20 protein-coding genes, 1 pseudogene and 1 other annotated feature are annotated in these 21,289 nt (G+C 42.7%); of the genes and pseudogenes, 7 read left to right on the top strand and 14 right to left on the bottom strand.

The window, feature by feature from the left end; all coding sequences use genetic code 11:
• Positions 1–2: 2 nt before the first annotated feature.
• From NSQ19_RS02335 to NSQ19_RS02310, 6 genes are all read right to left on the bottom strand, one after another.
• Entirely contained in the window at positions 3–194 is a 192-nt protein-coding gene (locus tag NSQ19_RS02335; RefSeq protein WP_041818730.1) for an AMP-binding enzyme, read from the bottom strand.
• Between the two features lie 44 nt (positions 195–238).
• Positions 239–1,069 carry a glycerophosphodiester phosphodiesterase family protein gene (locus NSQ19_RS02330; RefSeq protein WP_340702299.1) on the bottom strand — a complete coding sequence of 277 codons (831 nt, stop codon included), beginning with the start codon at positions 1,067–1,069 and terminating at the stop codon, positions 239–241.
• Between the two features lie 37 nt (positions 1,070–1,106).
• Positions 1,107–1,382, bottom strand: a complete 276-nt coding sequence (locus NSQ19_RS02325) for a hypothetical protein (protein ID WP_013858419.1) — start codon at positions 1,380–1,382, stop codon at positions 1,107–1,109.
• Positions 1,379–1,537 carry a hypothetical protein gene (locus NSQ19_RS02320; protein WP_340702298.1) on the bottom strand — a complete coding sequence of 53 codons (159 nt, stop codon included), beginning with the start codon at positions 1,535–1,537 and terminating at the stop codon, positions 1,379–1,381. Before NSQ19_RS02320 ends, NSQ19_RS02325 begins: the two co-directional genes overlap by 4 nt.
• Positions 1,538–1,913: 376 nt before the next feature.
• Positions 1,914–3,377: a transposase gene (locus tag NSQ19_RS02315; protein ID WP_340702297.1), complete on the bottom strand. Its 1,464-nt coding sequence runs from the start codon at positions 3,375–3,377 to the stop codon at positions 1,914–1,916.
• A gap of 450 nt (positions 3,378–3,827) precedes the next feature.
• The gene (locus tag NSQ19_RS02310) at positions 3,828–4,256 is read right to left on the bottom strand and encodes a transposase (protein ID WP_236579010.1); all 429 of its coding nucleotides are present in this window, start codon (positions 4,254–4,256) and stop codon (positions 3,828–3,830) included.
• A 125-nt stretch (positions 4,257–4,381) separates the two neighbouring features.
• Between NSQ19_RS02310 and NSQ19_RS02305 the strand changes: the two are divergent.
• Positions 4,382–5,934 (top strand): annotated as a pseudogene (locus tag NSQ19_RS02305) (IS5 family transposase).
• A 25-nt stretch (positions 5,935–5,959) separates the two neighbouring features.
• Here NSQ19_RS02305 and NSQ19_RS02300 read toward each other — a convergent pair.
• From NSQ19_RS02300 to NSQ19_RS02275, 6 genes are all read right to left on the bottom strand, one after another.
• Positions 5,960–6,283, bottom strand: a complete 324-nt coding sequence (locus tag NSQ19_RS02300) for a hypothetical protein (protein WP_047185753.1) — start codon at positions 6,281–6,283, stop codon at positions 5,960–5,962.
• A 12-nt stretch (positions 6,284–6,295) separates the two neighbouring features.
• Positions 6,296–6,733 (bottom strand): hypothetical protein, encoded by a 438-nt coding sequence (locus NSQ19_RS02295; protein WP_340702296.1) that lies wholly within the window; start codon positions 6,731–6,733, stop codon positions 6,296–6,298.
• 66 nt (positions 6,734–6,799) lie between these two features.
• Positions 6,800–8,062, bottom strand: coding sequence for an IS1380 family transposase (locus NSQ19_RS02290; protein WP_445684497.1), 1,263 nt, complete (start codon positions 8,060–8,062; stop codon positions 6,800–6,802).
• A 399-nt stretch (positions 8,063–8,461) separates the two neighbouring features.
• Complete coding sequence (locus NSQ19_RS02285; RefSeq protein WP_340702295.1) at positions 8,462–8,752, bottom strand: hypothetical protein; 291 nt, start codon at positions 8,750–8,752, stop codon at positions 8,462–8,464.
• Positions 8,753–8,854: 102 nt separating this feature from the next.
• On the bottom strand, positions 8,855–10,789 hold the full coding sequence (locus NSQ19_RS02280; RefSeq protein ID WP_340702294.1) for a DUF2339 domain-containing protein: 1,935 nt from the start codon (positions 10,787–10,789) through the stop codon (positions 8,855–8,857).
• Between the two features lie 100 nt (positions 10,790–10,889).
• A complete protein-coding gene (locus NSQ19_RS02275; RefSeq protein ID WP_340702293.1) occupies positions 10,890–11,249 on the bottom strand; it encodes a glycoside hydrolase in 360 nt (119 codons plus the stop codon).
• Positions 11,250–11,490: 241 nt separating this feature from the next.
• Here NSQ19_RS02275 and NSQ19_RS02270 point away from each other — a divergent pair, with 241 nt between their 5' ends.
• The 5 genes from NSQ19_RS02270 to NSQ19_RS02250 all read left to right on the top strand — a co-directional run bounded on the left by NSQ19_RS02270 (position 11,491) and on the right by NSQ19_RS02250 (position 15,986).
• Positions 11,491–11,637, top strand: a complete 147-nt coding sequence (locus NSQ19_RS02270) for a hypothetical protein (RefSeq protein ID WP_017552432.1) — start codon at positions 11,491–11,493, stop codon at positions 11,635–11,637.
• Between the two features lie 25 nt (positions 11,638–11,662).
• Positions 11,663–11,926 (top strand) — a binding site (T-box leader).
• Positions 11,927–11,974: 48 nt separating this feature from the next.
• Positions 11,975–12,829, top strand: a complete 855-nt coding sequence (locus tag NSQ19_RS02265) for an SAM hydrolase/SAM-dependent halogenase family protein (protein ID WP_013858410.1) — start codon at positions 11,975–11,977, stop codon at positions 12,827–12,829.
• 13 nt (positions 12,830–12,842) lie between these two features.
• Positions 12,843–13,397 (top strand): ECF-type riboflavin transporter substrate-binding protein, encoded by a 555-nt coding sequence (locus NSQ19_RS02260; RefSeq protein WP_340702292.1) that lies wholly within the window; start codon positions 12,843–12,845, stop codon positions 13,395–13,397.
• A gap of 20 nt (positions 13,398–13,417) precedes the next feature.
• Positions 13,418–15,115 carry an ABC transporter ATP-binding protein gene (locus NSQ19_RS02255; protein ID WP_340702291.1) on the top strand — a complete coding sequence of 566 codons (1,698 nt, stop codon included), beginning with the start codon at positions 13,418–13,420 and terminating at the stop codon, positions 15,113–15,115.
• Positions 15,116–15,119: 4 nt separating this feature from the next.
• On the top strand, positions 15,120–15,986 hold the full coding sequence (locus NSQ19_RS02250) for an energy-coupling factor transporter transmembrane component T family protein (protein ID WP_237348905.1): 867 nt from the start codon (positions 15,120–15,122) through the stop codon (positions 15,984–15,986).
• A 343-nt stretch (positions 15,987–16,329) separates the two neighbouring features.
• Here NSQ19_RS02250 and NSQ19_RS02245 read toward each other — a convergent pair whose 3' ends face one another.
• Positions 16,330–17,118, bottom strand: a complete 789-nt coding sequence (locus NSQ19_RS02245) for a formate/nitrite transporter family protein (protein ID WP_017552436.1) — start codon at positions 17,116–17,118, stop codon at positions 16,330–16,332.
• Positions 17,119–17,906: 788 nt separating this feature from the next.
• Here NSQ19_RS02245 and NSQ19_RS02240 point away from each other — a divergent pair.
• Positions 17,907–19,592, top strand: coding sequence for an IS1634 family transposase (locus NSQ19_RS02240; protein ID WP_340702290.1), 1,686 nt, complete (start codon positions 17,907–17,909; stop codon positions 19,590–19,592).
• Positions 19,593–19,752: 160 nt separating this feature from the next.
• On the opposite strand, the gene NSQ19_RS02235 is transcribed toward NSQ19_RS02240, so the two are convergent.
• Positions 19,753–20,280 carry an NYN domain-containing protein gene (locus NSQ19_RS02235; protein WP_019722134.1) on the bottom strand — a complete coding sequence of 176 codons (528 nt, stop codon included), beginning with the start codon at positions 20,278–20,280 and terminating at the stop codon, positions 19,753–19,755.
• Between the last annotated feature and the right edge of the window lie 1,009 nt (positions 20,281–21,289).

Below are 21,289 nucleotides of genomic sequence, written 5' to 3'. Positions count from 1 at the left end.
CATTACGGTTGCAAATCGGCAGCTTGTTTCCTCAGCTGCGTTTTTAAAATTTTTTCGACCCCGTTGCGCGGCAGGTCATCTAGAAAGACAAATTTTTTCGGCACTTTGTTTTTCGCGAGATGCTTGAGGCAATATGTGGCCAAATCCTGCGCTGACGTTTCGTCTCCCGGCTTCTTCACGACAAAAGCGAGCACTTCTTCCTTCTTTCATGCAATAAAAAAAGCACCCACCCGGATGCTTATTTCAGTAATGCCTTTGTATAAGTAAGATGATTTGTAAAAACGCCATCAGCTCCATCTTCTATGACTCTTTTTTGTTCTGCTTTTTCTTTTTTAGAATCAAAGAAGAATACATATACTTTCAAATGGTTTTGGTGCATTTTTTGGATTAATTTTTTGTCAGCCAGTTTTGCATCTAAGCCAATGCCAACAGCGTACTTCCTCCATTCTCTTGTTTTCTGATCAGTGAAGTCTTTTTTGTTTTTAAAAAGCGTTAGTTGCACGAGAGGAACTGATCTATCCAATTTATGGATTTTCTCAAGGCTTCTTGCCGAAAAAGATTCAATCATTACCTTCTTTTTCTTAATTAGGCCTTTTTTATTCAGAAGCCTGATCAATGGCTCCTCCATTTTTAATTCATTGCCGACTCGTCTGGTTTCAATAAAATAATTTGTTTTCGATCCATACTGATTGATGAGTTCTTCAAGGGTAAGAATACGTTGGCCCTTGTATTTTTTACCGAACCAGCTTCCCGCATCCAACTTTTTGATTTGCTTCAAACTGTAACGTGTTACATCCCCTTTCCCATTTGTAGTTCTGTCCAAAGTTGGATCATGCATCAGTATGAGTTTGTTGTCTTTTGTTTCCCTTAAATCCAACTCAATATAATCAGCTTTTTCATTGACGGCAAGCCTAAATGCGGGCATTGTTTCTTCAGGTGCCCGGTCATCTGCTCCTCTGTGAGCAATAATAAGTGTTTCCTTTTTTTCTTTTTTCGCAACCGCGGAAGAGCAGCCCATCAGGTTAAAAACAAAAATGCAGACTATGGAAATAAAAAATATTCTTTTCATACTATTAATTTATCATAAGATGGGCAGAAATGTGTTTTTAATTTGTCTCTTGTTCTGCTGTATTATCTGCCGTCATGTCGTTCACCATGGCGGATAGATTTTCCGCCGTTTTCTGTGACAATAGTTTTTCAAATTTTTCCATATCGAATCCGGTACTGGTCAACTCATCACGTGTCAGGGTATACGTGCCAGATGTCGAAAAATACGCCGAATCAATTTGAGATGTCACCGTTACTGGAACCGTTGCACCGGTAATATTTCCGTCATTGTCCTTTGCAAGGTTAATATTTGTAAATTGGATTTTAGCGCTCATTTTTCATCCACTCCTTTTTCATCATTTTCGTCTTCCTCGTCATCTACTCCAAACTGGTCACATAGATAATCATAGATTTCCGATTGCTGTCCCTCATATTCGGTATCCTCAAATTTTTTTAACACCGCCTTGTGAATGCTAAGAGCCTCTGCCAAAATAAAAATATACCCTTGAGCGAGGCTCTGGAAAATTAATTATCCCGATTTTTTTTGCCTTTTCATCCAGATTTTCAATTTACATCCAGATTTTTAATTCAATAGAAGTAAAACGGTCATTTTTCTTCAGAGCCTCTGCCAAAATAAAAATATACCCTTGAGCGAGGCTCTGGAAAATTAATTATCCCGATTTTTTTTGCCTTTTCATCCAGATTTTCAATTTACATCCAGATTTTTAATTCAATAGAAGTAAAACGGTCATTTTTCTTCAAAAAAAGGGCATACGTATCCCGCCTTCACAAAATGGTTTTTTTCACTACCCTTTGTGGAAAGAAAACGTTCATTTGAGTTATTCACATATCCACCTGTGAATAACTTAATTTGCTCTTTGCAGCCGATTGCGTGTCCATCCACAATTGGCCTTTCCAGTCTGATGGTACGCCATATTTGCCATGATATGCATAGATATCATGCATCGATCTACATGAGCTTCAACTGCCTGTTTCCCACGCTTGTGAACACGACGGAGACTGTATCCGTCTTTTAGAATGCCAAAGATTCTTTCGATGATCGTCCTGGCACTATATAACACTTCAAATGTGCGACCATGTTGCGGCAACTCGACATCTACTTGAGGCGTTTGATCAAAGTCTATCCTAAATACTCTTCCTTGTGCTGCCCCATTACAACATTCCGCGTGATTCGCTAGCGGGCAGGTGAGACCTTCTTGCTTGGCATTTGGATGAAATACAGGACAAGTGTAAATATATTGCCCCTTTTCCCGATCAGATCCTCTAAGTTCCATTTTATGTCCACTGATACAGATGGGAGTGCCGTACCGGTTGATTTTTTCAATCCCCCGGGCGGTAGTTGGTTTATCTTTACGGTTCCGTGGATTGATCGGTGCCACCAATTTCGCCTGTAATACATCCTTTGTCACTTTTTGATTTTCCGGCGTTTGGTAGATTCCATCTGCCAGGATAAAGCTCAACTGCTCAGCCATCTCGGGGTGCTCTGCCTTAAACGTTTCCAATGTCGGTTCTAATGTTTTCCCATCGGGTGTATTTCCTTTAAATACTTCCCGCGTCAAAGGCAAACCGGATCTCACCCCGCACACCATTGATAATTTATGCGCAATATAGGAGACTGCATTACTTTTACGCATTACCCCTACATTGTCGTCCGTAAGGACTTTGGGGCAATCGCAATCACCCTCACAAGAACACGTCTTCCTTGTTTTATTCAAGGTTGCTTCTGCCTCTATATGCGATGTATCCACGGCGGCTGCTTCCTCATTCGTTTCAACCACGCCTTCCCCTTTATTATATTCAACAACCAATAGCCGGGCTTTTTCCCAAAGACCATTTGTTGTCATGATTTGATCAAAACGAGCAAAGGAACGGTAGCTCGGAATTTTCTCCGTAAATCCACACATGGTGGCAAATAGCGGGTTTGATTTCACTTGCAAATAGACACTCTCCACCATCACTTCAATATACTGTAAAGAGGCCAGTTCAAAAGCACGAAAAAAGGGCATGAAAGGATGCGGTTTTCTCCCAGTGGAAGGGAGATGAAATAATGAAGACGCAGACTTGTCTTCTTCCTCCGTTATTGAAAATAGTGCCGGTTGTATTTCATTAGAAGGATCATGTGCTCTTTCATTTTTTAGGTGCAAATATAAAAGGGTGTAGTATTCTCGTTCAATCGGCTTAAAAATCTCCCATGGGAAACACATGGCTGGAATGACAAATGGTATATCGGCATAGTCTTGCCAATTGTGGGGAATCAAATTTTGTTGTATTGAAAAGTCTCTGGTTTGTGTTAGAATAGAAATAGTCATGAAATCACTCCCTGGATATTTGGTCGTACTTATATCTTAACAAAGGAGTGGCTTTCATGGCTCTTTTTTTTCAAAAAAAATCATCCTTTTCCGTTTTACAATATTTACCACAGGAATGAGTAGCCTAATCTATTGAAACCCGCCCAAAACCGACCAAAGTGGAAAAATTTAGACACTTATAATAAATAAATTTACCCCATTAAAATCAAAAACTCACAATTTCTTTTTACATTTGTCATAATGTTCCTACAAACGTCTTTTTTCTTTAGTGGAATAAATCAACGACCTTTAATTGTCTGACTGCTTACAGTTTCAGGGGATATAGCATTTTGGCAAGGGCTCTCAAAAAAAGGGCATACGTATCCCGCCTTCACAAAATGGTTTTTTTCACTACCCTTTGTGGAAAGAAAACGTTCATTTGAGTTATTCACATATCCACCTGTGAATAACTTAATTTGCTCTTTGCAGCCGATTGCGTGTCCATCCACAATTGGCCTTTCCTGTCTGATGGTACGCCATATTTGCCATGATATGCATAGATATCATGCATCGATCTACATGAGCTTCAACTGCCTGCTTCCCACGCTTGTGAACACGACGGAGACTGTATCCGTCTTTTAGAATGCCAAAGATTCTTTCGATGATCGTCCTGGCACTATATAACACTTCAAATGTGCGACCATGTTGCGGCAACTCGACATCTACTTGAGGCGTTTGATCAAAGTCTATCCTAAATACTCTTCCTTGTGCTGCCCCATTACAACATTCCGCGTGATTCGCTAGCGGGCAGGTGAGACCTTCTTGCTTGGCATTTGGATGAAATACAGGACAAGTGTAAATATATTGCCCCTTTTCCCGATCAGATCCTCTAAGTTCCATTTTAGGGCTTGCTGAATAAGCAAAAATTCCAGATTTGACAAGGATTTTGGCTACTTTTGTCGAATATAAAGTGTAAGGATTTCAAAGGAAACACGTAAAAAACCTTGCACTTGGAGGCTGTTACGATGTACAAAAAGACCGAACATCAATTAACTTTTGTAGATGATTTTTTTCTACCATTCGGTGGGAAATGAAATAAAGAAAATCGCTGGGTCCGTCTTGCTGAAATGATTCCTTGGTGGATGGCCGAAGAAAAGTATGCCAAGTCCTTCAAGAAGAAATTCAAAGGCGAAAAGGCTTATTCTGTCAGAATCGCTCTTGGGGCTCTTTATATCAAAGAACGGCTTGGGCTGTCTGACCGGGAAACAGTCGAACAGATCACAGAAAACCCGTATCTTCAGTATTTTATCGGCTTGCCTGAATTCCAGGAAAAAGCCCCATTCGACCATTCTCTGATGACTCGTTTTAGAAAACGTTTGGGCGCAAATATCATCAACGAACTGAATGAATGGATCGTTCTGGAAGAACAAAAACGCCAATTGGAAGAAGCATCTAAGGAAAACGACAACAATGATGATCAGGATCACGACGATGACGATCATGATGATGAAGATCGTAATGATCATGATCATGATCGTGGCGATCTTCAGCCTTCCGGTTCCGATTCAGAAAAGCATTCAACTGAATCGGCTTCTCCCAAAACGAAGAACAGAGGAAAGCTCATTTTGGACGCAACCTGTGCACCGGCTGATATTGCTTACCCTACAGACCTCGGGTTGTTGAACGAAGCCCGTGAGAAATTGGAACATATCATTGATGTCCTGCATGAACCACACAAAGGGAAATTACGTAAGCCACGGACCTACAGAAAAAGAGCCCGCAAGGACTATCTTTCTGTCGCTAAGCAACGTAAAGCTGGCGCCCGGAAAATCCGGAAAGCTGTAGGCAAACAGCTCGGATATGTGAAACGAGATCTGGAGATCATTAAAAATCTTGTTTCCCAAAGCTCTCTGTCTCTTTTAAGCAAAGATGAATACAGGCAACTTCTCGTGATTCATGAACTTTACCGCCAACAGGCAGAAATGTACAAAAAGAAAACACACCGGGTTGACCACCGGATTGTAAGCATTTCCCAGCCACATGTCCGTCCAATTGTGCGCGGCAAGGCAAAAGCGAACGTGGAGTTCGGTTCAAAAGTCGCCATCAGTGTCGTAGATGGTTATGCCTTGATTGAGCACCTCGACTGGGAAAATTACAATGAAGGGACCACTCTCAAGGAATCTGTTGAAAACTACTACAACCGGTTCGGATTTTATCCGGAAGCGATCTTGGCAGATAAAATTTACCGAAACCGTAATAATCTGGCATACTGCAAATCTCTTGGCATTCGTCTGAGTGGGCCAAGGTTAGGACGCCCATCCAGAACGGAAGACAAAACCTTGGAACGCGTCGCAAGGCAGGATGCCTCTGAACGTAATGCCGTTGAAGGCAAATTTGGCGAAGGCAAGCGCAAGTATGGGCTGGGCCTTATTCGAGCACGCCTTCAGGAGACCAGCGAAACAGTAGTAGCCCTTCAATTCTTCATACTGAATCTGGAGCGCAAGCTCAGGGTTCTTTTTTTTAATTTTTACACAACACTATTTTATATTTTGATAATCGGAATTTGGCTTGTATCTGACCAAATTTGATTCGTTCAGCAAGCCCTAATTATCATCTTGTTTTCTTAACAATTTTTCACAGAGTTCCACACAAATACCTTGTGAGCTAAACCTTTTCAACAGTTCGCTTAAATTGACTGACAAACCATTATCTTGTAATATTTCTTCAAACTGTTGGTAGGTTAAATCAGGCATGATTTTTGCTTTCTTTTCCGGAAAAGTCGCTTGAAATTTTTTGTTAATATCTTCTGTTTTAGACTCTAGTACAATTGCTGTGGATGTGAAAGTCAAAATTGTTTCAATGAAATCAATATCAGTATTAGATAATCCTTTACTTCCTAACCATTCACTAACAGTTTCATTTTCCATACTATTTCACTCCTAAAAAAATAACCAATCAGCACCGTGAATTGCCCAAGCTACAGCGATTGATATATTTTCAGCTACTCCTTTGCTAACCCTTGTGTTATCTTTAAACCATACAGGAAGCTGAGTACGAACTTCATTAGCTGCGTTGGCCCCTGCATTTTCAAACTTCTTCAAAAAATTCCCTATCTTTACACTATTGCTTTTAAATGTTCTTGCAGTGGCAGAATCAATAATTTTGAAGGCTCTAGCTGCATCAATAACTTCATCTCCACCTTTTAAAAGTAACTCCTGAATCCGTGACGAAAATATAACAAACGCCGTTAATAGGTAGATTTCCCAAGAGTAAGGATATAGTGGTGTCCGACTATTCGATAAATGCACTTTTAGTGATTCAGTATGTAAAAATTTCCCTGTTTCATTCGTTTTTGTGCACGCCAAATAAATCTGCAAATTTCCATTTTTTGCAAGTTTTCGTTTTTTATTTCTTTTTTCCTAGTAGTCTATTGATCGGGATGTTTAGTAAAAGGCTTGATACAAACGAGTAAAGACCGGTAACCATTTGTTGGTCTCCGCGACTTTTAATTTCCATTGCCGGCCACGGAAAACCAGCTTTGAGGCCAGTGTGATCATATTCTGGATGACGGTTCGGATTCTTCTTCTTGTTGTTTTCTTTTTCAATGGCGTATCTTGTTTTTTCAAGCTTTCTTGTCCAATCAAGCGAAGCAGGTTATACGCAAATACACCGAAATGGAGCACAAGGCCATTCGTTTCATATTTGCCTGACGGCAGCCGTTCGAGATCCAGTTCTGATTTAATTTCACTATGGAACTGTTCGCAAGTGCCATGGTTATGATAAAGAGAGATCACCACATGAGGCGGCACTTCAAGGTCCGTCCAGTAGGTTTCAAATTCATACTCGGGAATTAAAAAAATTTGTCCGTCTCTTGAGATGGTTCTTTCGGTCACTTTAAAAACTTTTCGGATGCTTCGCTCCTGGTCCTTAATTTGAATGGTTTCGGGGATGGATCCAAGGTAAACCTTCTTTCCTTCCCGTTCTTCACAACAGATCCCATATTTTCGGGCAATGTACAGCCAGTCCTCAGCTTTTTCCTTACGGGGATTGCGTTTGATAATAAAGCTTGCATGGTTTTCTAGGAGAATAATGAGATTATCCCGGCTGTCATTTCCGGAATCAAGCCTGAAAAGCAATGGCTGATCTGTTAGTTTCCGGGCAGATTGAATGGTTTCCTGGATGAAATTTGGTGTACCTTTTTGGCAGTGGACACTTCCCTTTCGCATCTCAACATGCAGGCAGTAACCTTCCTGTCCCATGTAAGCGAACATAGGGGCATAACCGTCACAGCCTTTATAGGTTCTTTCTACCCCTTCCTTTTTTGTCTTGGAGTTATCGAAAGGGGAGACATCCAGATCAACCGGGATATACGGCTTGTCTTTGGCGTAAACCGGGCTGATTTCCGCATTTGTATGGCGAATCAGATCCAGCGATTCTTCGTGCAAGATCGTTTTCCATTTTTCCACCAAGGCGGCCTGGTCCAATCGTTGCCTGAGAGTCGGGCTGGAAGGAACCCTCTGGATATCCAAAGCCAGTGCAAAAAAAGCATCATCACGGAAGGTTTCAATATTGTCATAATCACTTTTTCCCTGGCAAAGCAAGCCGATATAAGATTTAGCCACATCGCCATTGAAGCAAGCCGGATACCGGGAGATATCCGGGAGTTTATAGGCATTCAACCTGTTTATTGCAAAATTAAAGTGCAGAGATGTGCAAAATTTCTATGCAAATGGTTATGCAGAGGGGCTTTACATGGAGGGGTAGCCATGATAACCTGTTTGGGTTTGCCAAATCTGTTACAGCTGGCCGCTTGGCAAAAGAATCATGGCTGCAGAGGCTCCATGTCAAGCCCTTAATAGCGAGAATTCAGATTGAATTTTTATGCGGTATAAACGAATTTATATACTGCAATACTCTGCACTTTTTTCTTGCAAAAAACATTCAACCTGGAAACTAAATTCGTTTGATTTAGTAAATTTCCTACTATCGCTAAGCCAGCTTGGGCAACAATTCATTCTTTTGTGGGTTCTATCACAAACTTTTTCATGAGATCACCTGAATGTGGAATGAATTTAATTTGTCTGATATACCAATTATACTAAATTTTATGCGATTTGTTTGCCTTTAAGCGGAAATTTCGTCACGGATTCAGGTTCGTTAAATGCCTTCATATCTTTCACGTCGTAGGTATCGTCGTGGATGATGGGTTCTCCGTTTTCATCTTTTTTTGAGTGCTCTTTTAATAGCTCAATGCGGTCTTGATCGACCAATATAGCGCGCTCCTGTAACATATCAATAAACCGACGACGGAAACGCGATTGTTTCCGTACCAGTTTCAGCCCGTACATAAAGTTGGCAATTTGTGTTGATTTTCCATTTTCCAATTCTACTTTCACTTGTCATGCCCCTTTTTAAGGATGATCGCGCTTTCATTTCACCGTTTTTTGCCTCTTCAGCCATATTTTTTAAAAAAAACTGCACCTATCACCTGCCTTCTTTCAGGTGATAGGTGCAAGGCAATAAAACACTATTTTTTTCACATAGAACAGCCTTGACACAAGCAACCCGACTGTCCCGAGCGCAATAAACAAAATCGTCCGGATGAAAAGGTTGACGGTATGCATATCGACAAAAATCAGTTTACAAAGCGTGATCAAAAGCAGGATCATCCCCGCGAGCCGGATCTTCTTATTGTCTTTCCAAACCCCGAGCGCCACTCCAGCTGCAGCATATACCATCCAGACAAAAGACTGGAGCATCATCCGCAGGCTGACGGACCAGCTTTCTGCAACCGCACCTGCCAGCTGGGTAAGAAAAACAAGATGAAAAAAGGCATTTACGGCGATCATAAAGTTTTTCAGACCTTCCTGTTTCAACGAAGGTGCAGCCAGCATCCGGTAGAAAAACAGCATCGTCCCGATCACAACAAGCCACACGAAAGTCTCCGCACTGAACACATCCCGGATCCATGCGGTGGAAAATAATTGAAAAGTTGTAAAAATATAAAGCAATAACCCGATAACCTGCTGAATGACTGCTTTAAAATGAAAGCCAAGATAAATGGCGACCGTGGCTACAATAAAATACACGGCAAGATTTAGCACATGATCAGGCAAAATCTGGTATAGGAAATAAACAACGCTTACTGTACAAATGGAAATGGAGACAGAGATCTGCTCCCGGTTTTGTTTTTCCCGGCCGTAGTAGGCAAACCAGCCGTAAGCGACTGCAGCGGCCAATAAGTATAGATTAAACAGCGCATGTTGAAGCGATGCTTGCAGCAATATGCCCGGCACTTCCTCCAGCGTACTATAAGCCCATCCGGTTGTCAGCACAAAGCTTGAGAATAAGACCGGCACCGTTGCCTCTCCTATTCCCTTCTTGTAAAAAGCAACCCAGCAAAGCAACGCATGCTGAATGATCGCCCCAAGCACAACAGAATACGAGATCCCTGCACCAACTTGATTGATCAAAAGATTGATATAAAGGATAAAAACGGCGGCATGCCACAGCCCACTTGCCGTATAAAACAGCGCTTTGTAAGCTTTCCGGACGGCAAACAAGAGCAAAAGCGCATAAAATGCCGTTTCATACCAAATAACAAAATGGGCGGCATGTTCCCTTCCTTCTACCAAAAGCGGCACAAGATATCCGGCACATGCGGTTAAAATCGCCATGGCTTCCGAACGGTGCCGGCCGGAAAGAAACATCCCGATCCCGACCCAGACCAGGTTCACGATAAATGCAACAAAAGGCGGTACCATGCCGTACAAAACATGCATCGCAAACGTCGTCAAAATGGCAACGGAAACGGCGCCGGACAGCAGCACGGTTCCAAGTGCCACCATTTGTTTCTTAATCTGTCTCTCCCCAAAAAAGTACAGCACAGCGGCCACGCCAAAACCGAGCAAAACCCTGATTAGTTCCGTCCCCGCAATGGCCACAATGGTAAAGGCAAAAATGATGCCCAGAAGCAGCACGAAAATAAAAATTCTCGGCAGCCACACCCTCCCAAGGCGGTATTCCCAATCAACCGGTTCCGGTTTCGCCTGAACCGGCGTTTTCTGCACCGGTATTTCAGCATTTTGCACCGGTGTTTCAGCATTTTGGGGGCGCGGTGCGGTTTTCTCAACCCGTTTATCCGGCGTGCCGGTGGTGGATGGCACGGTACTTTGACCGGCTTCCATTTTGGCCGGCCGGTTTCCTTGTTTCGCCGCAAGGCCAGTTTTTAATGTTGCCACTTCCTGTTCCAAAACGGCCACTCTTTGTTCAAGCTGTTCAATCCGGTCCATTTGGTTCCCCCTCAATTTCTCTTCTTCTATAAAGATATTCGAAGCAGGCAGTCTGATTTCCTTTCTCATTTTGTCTTTTTTCGACAGGTTAAGGCGGATTTTGCCGGTTGACCCGCAACCAGCAAGCGTGCCGTTTTCCAAATCGGGATTACCCCGCTGCAAGTTCCTTTTTGATGGCAATAACCTCCCCGGCTTTGTTCCGGATTGTCTGGATTGCGATTTCTATACTTGCACTTTCCTTTCAAAACTCATTTGCCAAATCTGCAAGCCGCCTTCCGCGGTTCTTGTAATTTGTAAAATTGCTTTTCACATCGATAAAAAGCGCATTCGGCGAAAACGGGCCTTTCTTAAGGTAGTGCAGATGGAAAGCTTCGGTGATGATTTCAAGCGAAACATCGTTTTCCAGCTTCCGGAATGCCGGGACCGGAAACTGCCGGTTCAGCACGGTTTGTGTCGCCCTGTCTTCAAATACGCCGTTTTCCGCGTATTCCAAGCGGATCAGCTTCGGCGTCAGCACGGTAAACCGGTAATGCTCCCCTGTTATAACAGCCTGCGGATCGGCCTGCGGGCTTAATGGAAAACGCATTTTTTCTTCATTCATCACGGACCACCCTTTTTTCATTTTACTATTCGCTCATGCAACCTTTTCCCTTTTTCCTCCAAACAGCAACTCTTTTCCCATTATAAATCATGCTGATCCGGCAAAAAAATTTTACAAATGGCACTTTTCAAAAGGAAATCGGCAAGAAAAGAAGAAATTATTCTTTGCATGCTTAAAAACGATTTAAATAGAACGGCTACCGGTATTCCGGCAGCCTTCGTTTCAAAAAGGGGAATGAGAAATGGCAAAACCGCTTTACGCGGAGCAGCGAAACCGTGCCGTTTTCATCTGCAACAAACCGGAAACGGCACGACCCGGAGTTGGAAGACGGCATTTGATGAAAAAGGCAGGAAATTTAAAATCTTCTCTTGAAATTTCAAATGATTAATCCTATAATGAATTCAAAGTTCATTCCAAAAACGAGGAAAAGGAAAAGTACGGTCCACGAATTTTCACAGAGAGCTTCGGTTGCTGAAAAGAAGCAAAAGGACGGATCGGAAAAATGGCCTTGGAGTTCCGTGCTGAAAGCTTAGCTGCAAGTAGGTTCCGGCGGGAAGAGCGCCCGTTAAAGCGCCGCAGTATAAGGAGATTGCAGGCTCCCGTACTGGCTAAGGCTGTTTATGTGAGTAAACAGTGAATGAAGGTGGTACCGCGTGAATTCAAACCACGCCCTTATCGTGTAGGGGCGTGGTTTTTTATTTTTCAAAATTCAAGGAGGAACTGACATGACAAAACCACTGGTACTTCAAACAGATTTCGGATTATGCGACGGCGCCGTAGCCGCGATGAACGGGGTGGCAATCTCGGTTGACCCGGCGCTCCGAATCTTTAACCTGACCCATGAAATTCCGCCATATCATATTTGGGAAGCTTCTTACCGGCTGTACCAGACCATTTCCTACTGGCCGGCGGATACCGTGTTTGTGAGCGTGGTCGACCCCGGTGTCGGATCCGACCGGCGCAGTATTGCCGCCAAAACGGCAAACGGCCAGTACATCATCACACCGGATAACGGCACCCTGACCCACATTAAAGACACCATTGTGGCCGCCAGAGAAATTGATGAAACCGCCAACCGGCTCCCGCATTCAGAAGAATCGTATACGTTTCACGGCCGGGATGTGTACGCCTACACCGGCGCGAAACTGGCTGCCGGGGTGATCCGTTTTGAAGAAATCGGGCCGGAAATCCCGGCTGGCTCCATTATTGAACTGCCGAGAAAAGCACCGGAGCTTCAGGATGGCGTGATTACAGGCACGATCGACACGCTGGATGTCCGCTTCGGCAATTTATGGACCAATATCGATTCTTCCTTGTTCAGACAATTGGACGTCAACTACGGCGATTCGTTCGAAGTCACGATTTTTAACGAATCCCGCCAGCACTACAAAAACATTATGACATTCGGCCATTCTTTTGCCGACAGCCATATTGGCGAACCGCTTTTATACATCAATTCCCTGTACAAACTCGGCATCGCCATCAACCAGGGCTCTTTCGCAAAAGCCTACCATATCGATACCGGCATCAAATGGAACATTACCATCCGGAAAGCGCCGAAAATTGTCTATCAAAAATAGGGGGAATCACGACATGCAATCAAACAGAAGATCGATCGTCACAATTGTTGCAATTGGGATTGGCGCTGCCATTTTCATTATTTTGGGCAGGTTTGTTTCCATCCCAACCGGCATCCCGAATACAACCATTGAAACGTCTTATGCTTTTCTTGCCCTTATGTCGATTGTATACGGCCCGGTTGCAGGCGCGCTGATCGGCCTGATCGGGCACGCGTTGAAGGATGCCATTTCCTACGGATCTATCTGGTGGAGCTGGGTGATCGTTTCCACCCTTGTCGGCTTCTTATTCGGCCTTGTTTCGAAAAAAATAGACATCGATTCCGGCATTCTAAACGGCAAAAAGATTTTTCTGTTTAATATCGTACAGGTCATTGCCCAGGCAATCGGATGGTTTCTTGTTGCCCCTTTGCTCGACATCCTCATCTACGCGGAACCTGCCAACAAAGTATTTTTGCAAGGCATTGTCGCGGGCGTGTCCAACATGGTGACTGTCGGCATCATCGGAACATTGCTGATTGCTGCTTACGCGAAAACGAGAAGCAAAAGCGGCAGTCTCCGAAAAGAATAAGAGAACAACGGGAGGAAAAGATGAAAAAGCCCGTCATTGAATTCCAGAATTATACGTTTCAATACAGAAGTCAGGCCACCCCTACCCTGCATGATATCAATTTAACGATTTATGAGGGGGAAAGCGTGCTGATCCTCGGGCAGTCCGGGTCGGGGAAGAGCACACTTGGCCACTGCATTAACGGTCTCATTCCTTTTTCATATAAAGGCAAAGTATCCGGAAGTCTAAAGATAAACGGAAAAGAAACAAAAGATATGGACATTTTCTCCATATCCAAATTAGTCGGGACGGTGCTGCAGGATCCGGACGGGCAGTTCATCGGCTTAACCGTCGGCGAGGATATCGCTTTTGCTCTGGAAAATGAAGGCCTTCCGCTCCGTGACATGCATGATGCTGTTGATGAAGCAGCACGGACAGTCGGCATTAGAAACAAACTTGCCGCACGTGTCCATGAATTATCAGGCGGCCAAAAGCAAAAAGTGTCTCTTGCCGGTGTAATGGTGAACAATACAGGGATTCTTTTGTTTGACGAACCGCTTGCAAATCTCGACCCGGCAACCGGAAAGCAAGCCATGGAGCTTATTTCGGACATCCGGAAAAAAACAAATGTGACCGTCTTGATCATTGAACACCGGCTTGAGGATGTGCTGGCTGAAAAAATAGACCGGGTCATTGTCATAGATGACGGCAAAATCATCAGCGACTGCACGCCGGATGAACTGCTTTCTTCTTCCGTGCTGGAAACGTGCCATGTCCGGGAGCCGCTTTATGTCAAAGCTGCAAAATATGCCGGCTGCCGCATCACACCGGAGATGAAGCCGGCACACCTGGATACTTTTCAACTCGGCCGGTGCAGAGATGCCCTTTTAAACTGGTATAAACATGCTGCTAAAAAGCCGGTTGCCCGCATTGAAACAGAACCGGTGCTTGAAATCCGTCAGTTGTCTTTTTCGTATAAACCCGGGCAGCCTGTGCTCAAAAACCTTTCTTTTACCATCCAAAAAGGGGAAATGGTAAGCATTGTTGGAAAAAATGGCGCAGGAAAATCAACGTTGTCACGTCTGATCTGCGGCTTTGAACAACCTTCTTCCGGAAAAATTTTTTACAAAGAGAAAGACATTACAAACGACACCATTAAAGAACGGTCGCTTCGGATTGGCATGGTCATGCAAAATCCAAACCAGATGATCTCAAAACATATGATTTTCGATGAAATTGCGCTCGGCCTGGCCAACCGTGGGATTGCACCGGAAGAGATCAAAAGCCGTACAGAAAATGCCATGCGGCTTTGCGGACTTTACTCTTTCCGGAATTGGCCGGTATCCGCGCTTAGTTTCGGCCAGAAAAAACGGGTAACGATTGCTTCTATTCTCGTGCTGGAGCCGGACATTCTGATTCTCGATGAGCCGACTGCCGGCCAGGATTATATGCATTACCATGAAATCATGGAGTTTTTGGCGGAATTGAATAAAAAAGGTATCACGATTCTCTTCATCACCCATGACATGCACCTCATGCTGGAGTATACGCCGCGCGCCATTGTGCTTGCAGACGGAGAAAAAATTGCCGACGGTCCGGCTGCCGGAATTTTAGGCCATTCTGATATGATCCGGCGCGCCAACTTAAAAGAGACATCCCTCTATACGCTTGCAAGCCGGCTGCATCTGAACCCGGAGCGTTTCACGGAACGCTTTATCACGTACGAAAGGGGGCTATAGCCAAATGGCAACCGAAATGCTGTCTTATATTGAGCGGAAATCCCCCGTCCATGAACTGGCCGGCGCGACAAAGCTGATCTGCTTTTTGACGTGGTCTTTTGCGGCTATGCTTACTTACGATACGCGTGTGCTCCTTTTCCTTTTTCTTTTGAGCCTTGTTATTTTTAAAATTTCACGCATCAAGATCCGGGAAATATTATTTATTTTGCTTTTTATCCTTGCTTTTCTGCTTTTGAACAACATTGCGATTTATATCTTTTCGCCGCAACAGGGCGTGAGAATTTACGGGACAAGCCATGTGCTGTTCTCGATTGCCGGTCGGTACAATATCACGTGGGAACAGCTTTTTTACCAGTTTAACGTCACACTCAAATATTTCACGGTCATTCCAGCCGCACTTCTGTTTATCGTAACAACAAATCCAAGCGAGTTTGCCGCATCGCTCAATAAAATCGGGATCAGCTACCGGATTTCATTTGCGGTTGCCCTGGCGCTCCGCTATATTCCCGATATTCAGCGGGACTTTCATAATATCGCCCTTTCCCAGCAGGCAAGGGGCTTAGATATGTCACGCAAAGAAAAACTGCCGAAACGGATAAAAAATGCCGCCTCCATCCTGATTCCGCTCATCTTGTCGAGCCTTGAAAAAATTGAAACCATCAGCAATGCCATGGAACTGCGCGGCTTTGGAAAAAATAAAAAACGCACCTGGTACAGTGCGCGCCCTTTTCAGTTAAAAGACTATGCAACAATGGCCGCCTTTTTGGTTATCCTGGTTGTTTCACTGCTGATCACCTTTCACAATGGCAGTCGCTTTTATAACCCGTTTCTTGGGCTTGCTTCGGTGGTTTATCTTGATAAAGGCTTGTAAAAAGAGATTTGGATTTTCTTTCCATTAAAAATTTTCGGGAACAGGTTGTTTTTCGTACGGAAGTTTATAGAATGATGCAAAATTAAGAAAAATGGGGAGCGACAGCAAATGGGCGTTAGCCCGGGAAGCTCTGTGGATATCCATTTTGATACGCGGGGCTTGGTAAATGGTCTTTATCCGGTTCATTCACCAAGTTCTGCATCTAGTTTGCCATAAAGCAGAAACAGGCGGAGTACAAGTTTTTGCTGCTTTTTCTATCAAATCTTTGCATTTTACGTTTTAATGACCCAAAGCGGCCCTATTTTTAATGAAAGGCTTCCCATTTTGTGAGAAGCCCTCCGTCTCAAAGTGCAGTGTCTGTCTTTTGAACTCCTTCTTTTTTATATGCGATAAAGTAGAGCATGCTGACAAACACAACTGCGCCTGCCGCATTTCCGAGGAAAACCGCGATGATATTTTTCAAAAATAACATCCATGAAAGATGCCCCGCAAAAATAGCGGCCGGAATAATGAACATATTGGCAACGACGTGCTGGAACCCGATCAGCACAAAAGCCATGATCGGAAACCAGATGCCGAGGATTTTGCCTGCAAACGTTTTGGCGCCGTAGCAAAGCCAGACCGCCATGCTGACAAGCCAGTTGCAACCGATCCCGGAGACAAATGCCTGCCAAAAAGGCGCGCTCGTCTTCATTTCTGCCGTGTGGACGGTTTTCGCCAAAAAATCCCCTTCTGTCAGGCCGATAAAATGCCCGAAAAAGTAGGCAACAAATAGCGCTCCAATCAGGTTGAAAATGGTTATCCACAACCAGTTCCAAATAAGCTGCAGGATGTTAATCTTTTTGTCAAAGCAGGCCATGCTGACGGCCATCATATTGCCGGTGACAAGCTCGCCGCCGCCAACCAAAATCAAGATCAGGCCGGTCGGGAACACTGCGGCGCCCATAAATGTGTCAAAACTGCCCCAGCTCTCCGGCATCGTGCCGGTCACCCGGATATACGCCAAATAACCGATAGCAATAAAAGCCCCGCCCAAAAAGCCGAGCACCACCATCGACAAAAACGAGCTGTTCGCTTTCGCTATTCCTTTTTCAATCGCTACGTCCGCAATTTCTTTCGGACTTAAGTCCATCTTACCCACCTCTCGTTTCTTATAGGATAGAGAATACAGACATTCCTGCTGCCTCTCACCCGCACCAGGATCAGCGCAAATTTTCAAAATAGATCATTCTAAATGAGGCTTTATTTAAGTGCCAGCGTGTTTCTTCCCGCTCCAGCCGTATTTTTTCTCGGGCGGGTATTATATCTTTTAGGGTGTATAAGCAAAATTTTTTTATCCCGTTTTCTTTGCATGATATTTTTTGAAACTTCCACGATGGAAAAATTTCTAATTTATAATATATATAAACTTTCCATGAAGTCGAATGCACTTTGGCGTTTCTGGACATTTGGCAAAATACCTTTCCCCGCTTCGGCGCATGCTTAAACAGACAAGCAGGGAATTTTATATTTCTTTTTAAAAAGATTCAGTCAGTATGGATATTTAAAGCTGCGCCCTAAAGAAGCCATTCATCTTATGGCGGAAGCCGCGCGTATTTTTGTCTAAATCATAAAAGCTATTCCCACACTGATTGCATGGCAGACAGTTTTTTCATTCCTTCAACCGGGAAAAAAATGTCGAAAGAAAATGGGTATGAACCCGTGTTGTCCGTTCATACTCATGATTAGAAGGCTGTACAGATTCGAACTATACAGCCAAGCGCATCATTGGCTGCCTTGAGGCTCGGACTCCGGGCAGCTTTCTTTTTCATCGCATATTCCGCACGTAAATTTTTCCATTTTAAGATTTTTTTAAAGGAATTTTCTCCTTCTTTGTAGAATTGAATGATTATCTAATTACGGGAAGATGAGGAAATTTTTATGTCAGATCAAATTTTAACCTTACATGTGGGGCCGTCTCAACTTTTATCTAAACTGTGTGATGAAATAGAACTCGAAAAAACCATTAATGATTTAGTCAAATGGGATTCTGTCCGTTGTCATATCTCACCCGGAACAAGGATTAAAGCCCTTGTCTTAAACATTTTATGCAGTGGCAAGCCCCTTTATAAGGTTCATGAATTCTATCAAAACCTAGATTCTGAGATGCTTTTCGATACATCGGTTTCACCCGATCAATTAAATGATGATGCATTAGGAAGAGCATTAGATTACTTGTATGAAGCCGAAGCATGGAAAGTCTATTCCACCCTTGCATTAAAAGCACTAAAAAAATTGAATCTTCCTATTGGTATACTGCATAACGATACAACCTCAATTTCTGTTTACGGCGAATATAAGCAACCGAAGGAAGATGGACTGCAAATTACGTACGGGTATAGTAAGGCCCATAGGCCTGACTTAAAACAAATCGTTCTGGGGATGGGGGTCACACCTGAACGAATTCCTATCCTTGCAAAAGTAGAAAATGGGAATACTTCGGATAAATCTTGGAATGTGGAATTCATTCAAAAGATGAGAAAAATCCTTTCCCATGAAGATTGGAAAAATCTCATTTATCAAGCCGATTCTGCATTAATCACAACGGAAAATCTAGCGGAAATTCAACAACAAAATTTATCGTTTATTTCCCGTTTACCTGATACATTCGGTTTAAGCACAGAACTAAAGAAAGAGGCATGGTTGCTCAATAACTGGGAAAGGGTAGGCTCACTTAGCAATAAAAAAGACGCAGCTATTTACCAAATTCAAGCTTTTGAAAGACAAATTCAAAACCTTCCTTACCGGTTTCTTGTTGTCCACTCAAACAATTTAGATCAACGAAAAGAGAAAACCCTAAATCGGGCGATCGAAAAGGAAGAAATACAATTAAAAAAAGAGATAGAAAAACTGAGTAAAGTTATCTTTCATTGTAAAGAGGACGCACTAGAAGCAATTCAATCTTTTAAGAAAAAACAAAAGGCTTCATATTTCTGTTATAAACTAAACGTCCAGATGAGTGATCAACCTATCAAACGAAAAAAGAGAGGAAGACCTAAAAAGGACGAACAGACAAAACGAGAACAAATCTATCAAATACAACTGGAATCGTTTGAAAAAGATCATGATTTTATCGAAAATAAGAAAAAAATGCTCAGCACTTTTGTTTTAATCACAAATAAATTAGATGAGGAGACACTATCCAATCAAGAAGTTTTGAGGGTTTATAAAGGACAGTCGGCCGCTGAGACCCGTTTCCGATTAATCAAAGATTCACAAATGATTGATGCCATTTACTTGAAAACCCCGGAAAGGGTTGAGGCCTTAGGTATTGTGTATGTGATGGCTTTATTAATCTATGGAATTTTAGAATATCGAGTTAGAAAAGAACTGAAAGAAAAGAACCTATCTCTAATCTTGAAAGGAAAAAGGAAACTCTATCAACCCACAGGCCAAGCATTGTTAGAGCAATTAGAAGATATTACCGTGATCCTTATAAATCAAAATCAACAAAAAATAAGGCTCTTACCCGATAATATTGATTCACAAGCCAAAAAAATCATTGAATTATGCGGGTATGATGTATCAATATACGTGTCAAAAAATGTCGAAAACAAAGGAGAATAACACACAATAGGAGGAATTCATGAAAAGAATGTCGAATTGAAAAGAATTTTATCGAAAATTCCTCAAAAATAAGAAGATATCATCCCACCAAGCCATTTAAATATAGTTCATTCAAAAATTAGAATAAACTATATTTAAGACGTGCGAAATGTGGGTTTCATTAACGCATGCACTGATTAAAGTCTTCTTTTTTTAAAGTGATATACTCATCACAAAGATCCTTCATATAACCTGCTTTTTGTTGGTCTACTACGCCGGCAACAACATTTTTCCCCAAACTTCTGGCCATTTTAATGGCTGCTTCGTAATCCGTATCGGCACTGAATAATATTGCCTCATCATAACCGTTATGAAAAGCAAGTGAGACCAGATCTACCGCTATATTTACATCTGTTCCTTTTTCTGTAAAAATGGGATTGCCCGACGCGTCCGTTCCGACAACACTTAAATAGCCCAGTTTCGCTATACATTTTGGAATCTTTTTATTTAAATGGTCAATAAATGATTTCGTTGCTGCTGCTTTTGCTTTATCCAAATTTCCGACTGCCGTGTAATAATAAATGCGCTGAAGCATCCCATCTCTCCGGGCAGCCACGTATTCTGCCAACTTTAAATAGTCCACCCTCTGCTGGGATCCGTACAAGGCAGTAAGAGCAGCTTCAAAATTATTGCCATCGATAAATACCATCACTCTCTTCACATTTGGTTTCCCCCTTTGACATACTAAAGGCGCCAGCTTCGATGCTGACGCCTTTTCTGATTCTCTTGTACTTAGCTCCGATTGCTAAGCACCTCACAACACTGAAAGACACCGCCTCCGACTGACGGTCTTATTATATCCCTTTTTGGTTAAGTTCCCGAGCTTCTTAACCTTTTCGAGGTAAATATATCACCATCCTGGGGAAGCTGTCAACAGCAAAATATTCTTCCATATACGCTGGTTCCGAAAATCTACATAAATCTATATAATCATACAGATGATCTAGATATTCGGATGATTCGCTCTTGAAAACAGGCCTTAGTTGAGCCAGTGGAACAGCTGTACACACAACTGCTCTATGCCATCACCGTTTCTTCCCACAACCGTAATTTTGAAAAACAGGTAGGCCCTCGCCTACCCTAGAGTAAAATGTAACCAGTGGTGACATTTGTAATAGGAGAAGGCCTGTTTTTTGATTGGAATTTTATTTTCTAAATGTCACTATCTATCGATTTCATATATGCCATTCACCTCTGTGTAGAAATCCCTGAAATTAAGGCGTCTATTAAACTCATCCACTATCTCTCGCTTTTTATCTCGTTTTGTTTCCCTGATGCCCAAAAATTCAAGAATTTCCTTTAAGTGACCCAACTCTAATAATATGTCCCTATAAAATATATGGTTTCGATATTTCCACTGCATCCTTCCATAGGTGCATGTAACTATCAACAGAGAGTCATCGTACTGAAAATTGTCTACAATTTCCCAATCATCGAGTAATGGTGACAAATATAATATTTTATGAGGTAATTGCGATGTTACAGACTCCTTGTAGCCCAAGGGTTTGAAAAAAGGATAAAAAAATTTTCCCCCTAAAAAGAGGGGGAAACAAGCAAAAATGATAAAAAAATAAGGAGTGGACAAAAATTCCACCCCACTGAAACAAAAACAGGTGAACCCGTTTCCCCAGTAGGTTAAAATAGTTTTAGGACTAACA

Source organism: Weizmannia sp. FSL W8-1119 (assembly GCF_038008605.1).
GTDB classification, from domain to species: Bacteria; Bacillota; Bacilli; order Bacillales; family Bacillaceae_C; genus Weizmannia; species Weizmannia coagulans.
Note: the sequence above shows the minus strand (reverse complement) of the source record. Positions and strands in the feature narration are given on the sequence as shown.

Excerpts from the sequence above, each read along its gene's own strand:
- NSQ19_RS02310 (WP_236579010.1), bottom strand. The coding sequence starts at position 4,256 with ATGGAACTTAGAGGATCTGATCGGGAAAAGGGGCAATATATTTACACT.
- NSQ19_RS02270 (WP_017552432.1), top strand. The coding sequence starts at position 11,491 with ATGGCAAAACCGCTTTACGCGGAGCAGCGAAACCGTGCCGTTTTCATC.
- NSQ19_RS02240 (WP_340702290.1), top strand. The coding sequence starts at position 17,907 with ATGTCAGATCAAATTTTAACCTTACATGTGGGGCCGTCTCAACTTTTA.
- NSQ19_RS02330 (WP_340702299.1), bottom strand. The coding sequence starts at position 1,069 with ATGAAAAGAATATTTTTTATTTCCATAGTCTGCATTTTTGTTTTTAAC.
- NSQ19_RS02315 (WP_340702297.1), bottom strand. The coding sequence starts at position 3,377 with ATGACTATTTCTATTCTAACACAAACCAGAGACTTTTCAATACAACAA.
- NSQ19_RS02275 (WP_340702293.1), bottom strand. The coding sequence starts at position 11,249 with ATGAATGAAGAAAAAATGCGTTTTCCATTAAGCCCGCAGGCCGATCCG.
- NSQ19_RS02325 (WP_013858419.1), bottom strand. The coding sequence starts at position 1,382 with ATGAGCGCTAAAATCCAATTTACAAATATTAACCTTGCAAAGGACAAT.
- NSQ19_RS02260 (WP_340702292.1), top strand. The coding sequence starts at position 12,843 with ATGCAATCAAACAGAAGATCGATCGTCACAATTGTTGCAATTGGGATT.
- NSQ19_RS02245 (WP_017552436.1), bottom strand. The coding sequence starts at position 17,118 with ATGGACTTAAGTCCGAAAGAAATTGCGGACGTAGCGATTGAAAAAGGA.
- NSQ19_RS02300 (WP_047185753.1), bottom strand. The coding sequence starts at position 6,283 with ATGGAAAATGAAACTGTTAGTGAATGGTTAGGAAGTAAAGGATTATCT.
- NSQ19_RS02255 (WP_340702291.1), top strand. The coding sequence starts at position 13,418 with ATGAAAAAGCCCGTCATTGAATTCCAGAATTATACGTTTCAATACAGA.
- NSQ19_RS02235 (WP_019722134.1), bottom strand. The coding sequence starts at position 20,280 with ATGGTATTTATCGATGGCAATAATTTTGAAGCTGCTCTTACTGCCTTG.
- NSQ19_RS02250 (WP_237348905.1), top strand. The coding sequence starts at position 15,120 with ATGGCAACCGAAATGCTGTCTTATATTGAGCGGAAATCCCCCGTCCAT.
- NSQ19_RS02265 (WP_013858410.1), top strand. The coding sequence starts at position 11,975 with ATGACAAAACCACTGGTACTTCAAACAGATTTCGGATTATGCGACGGC.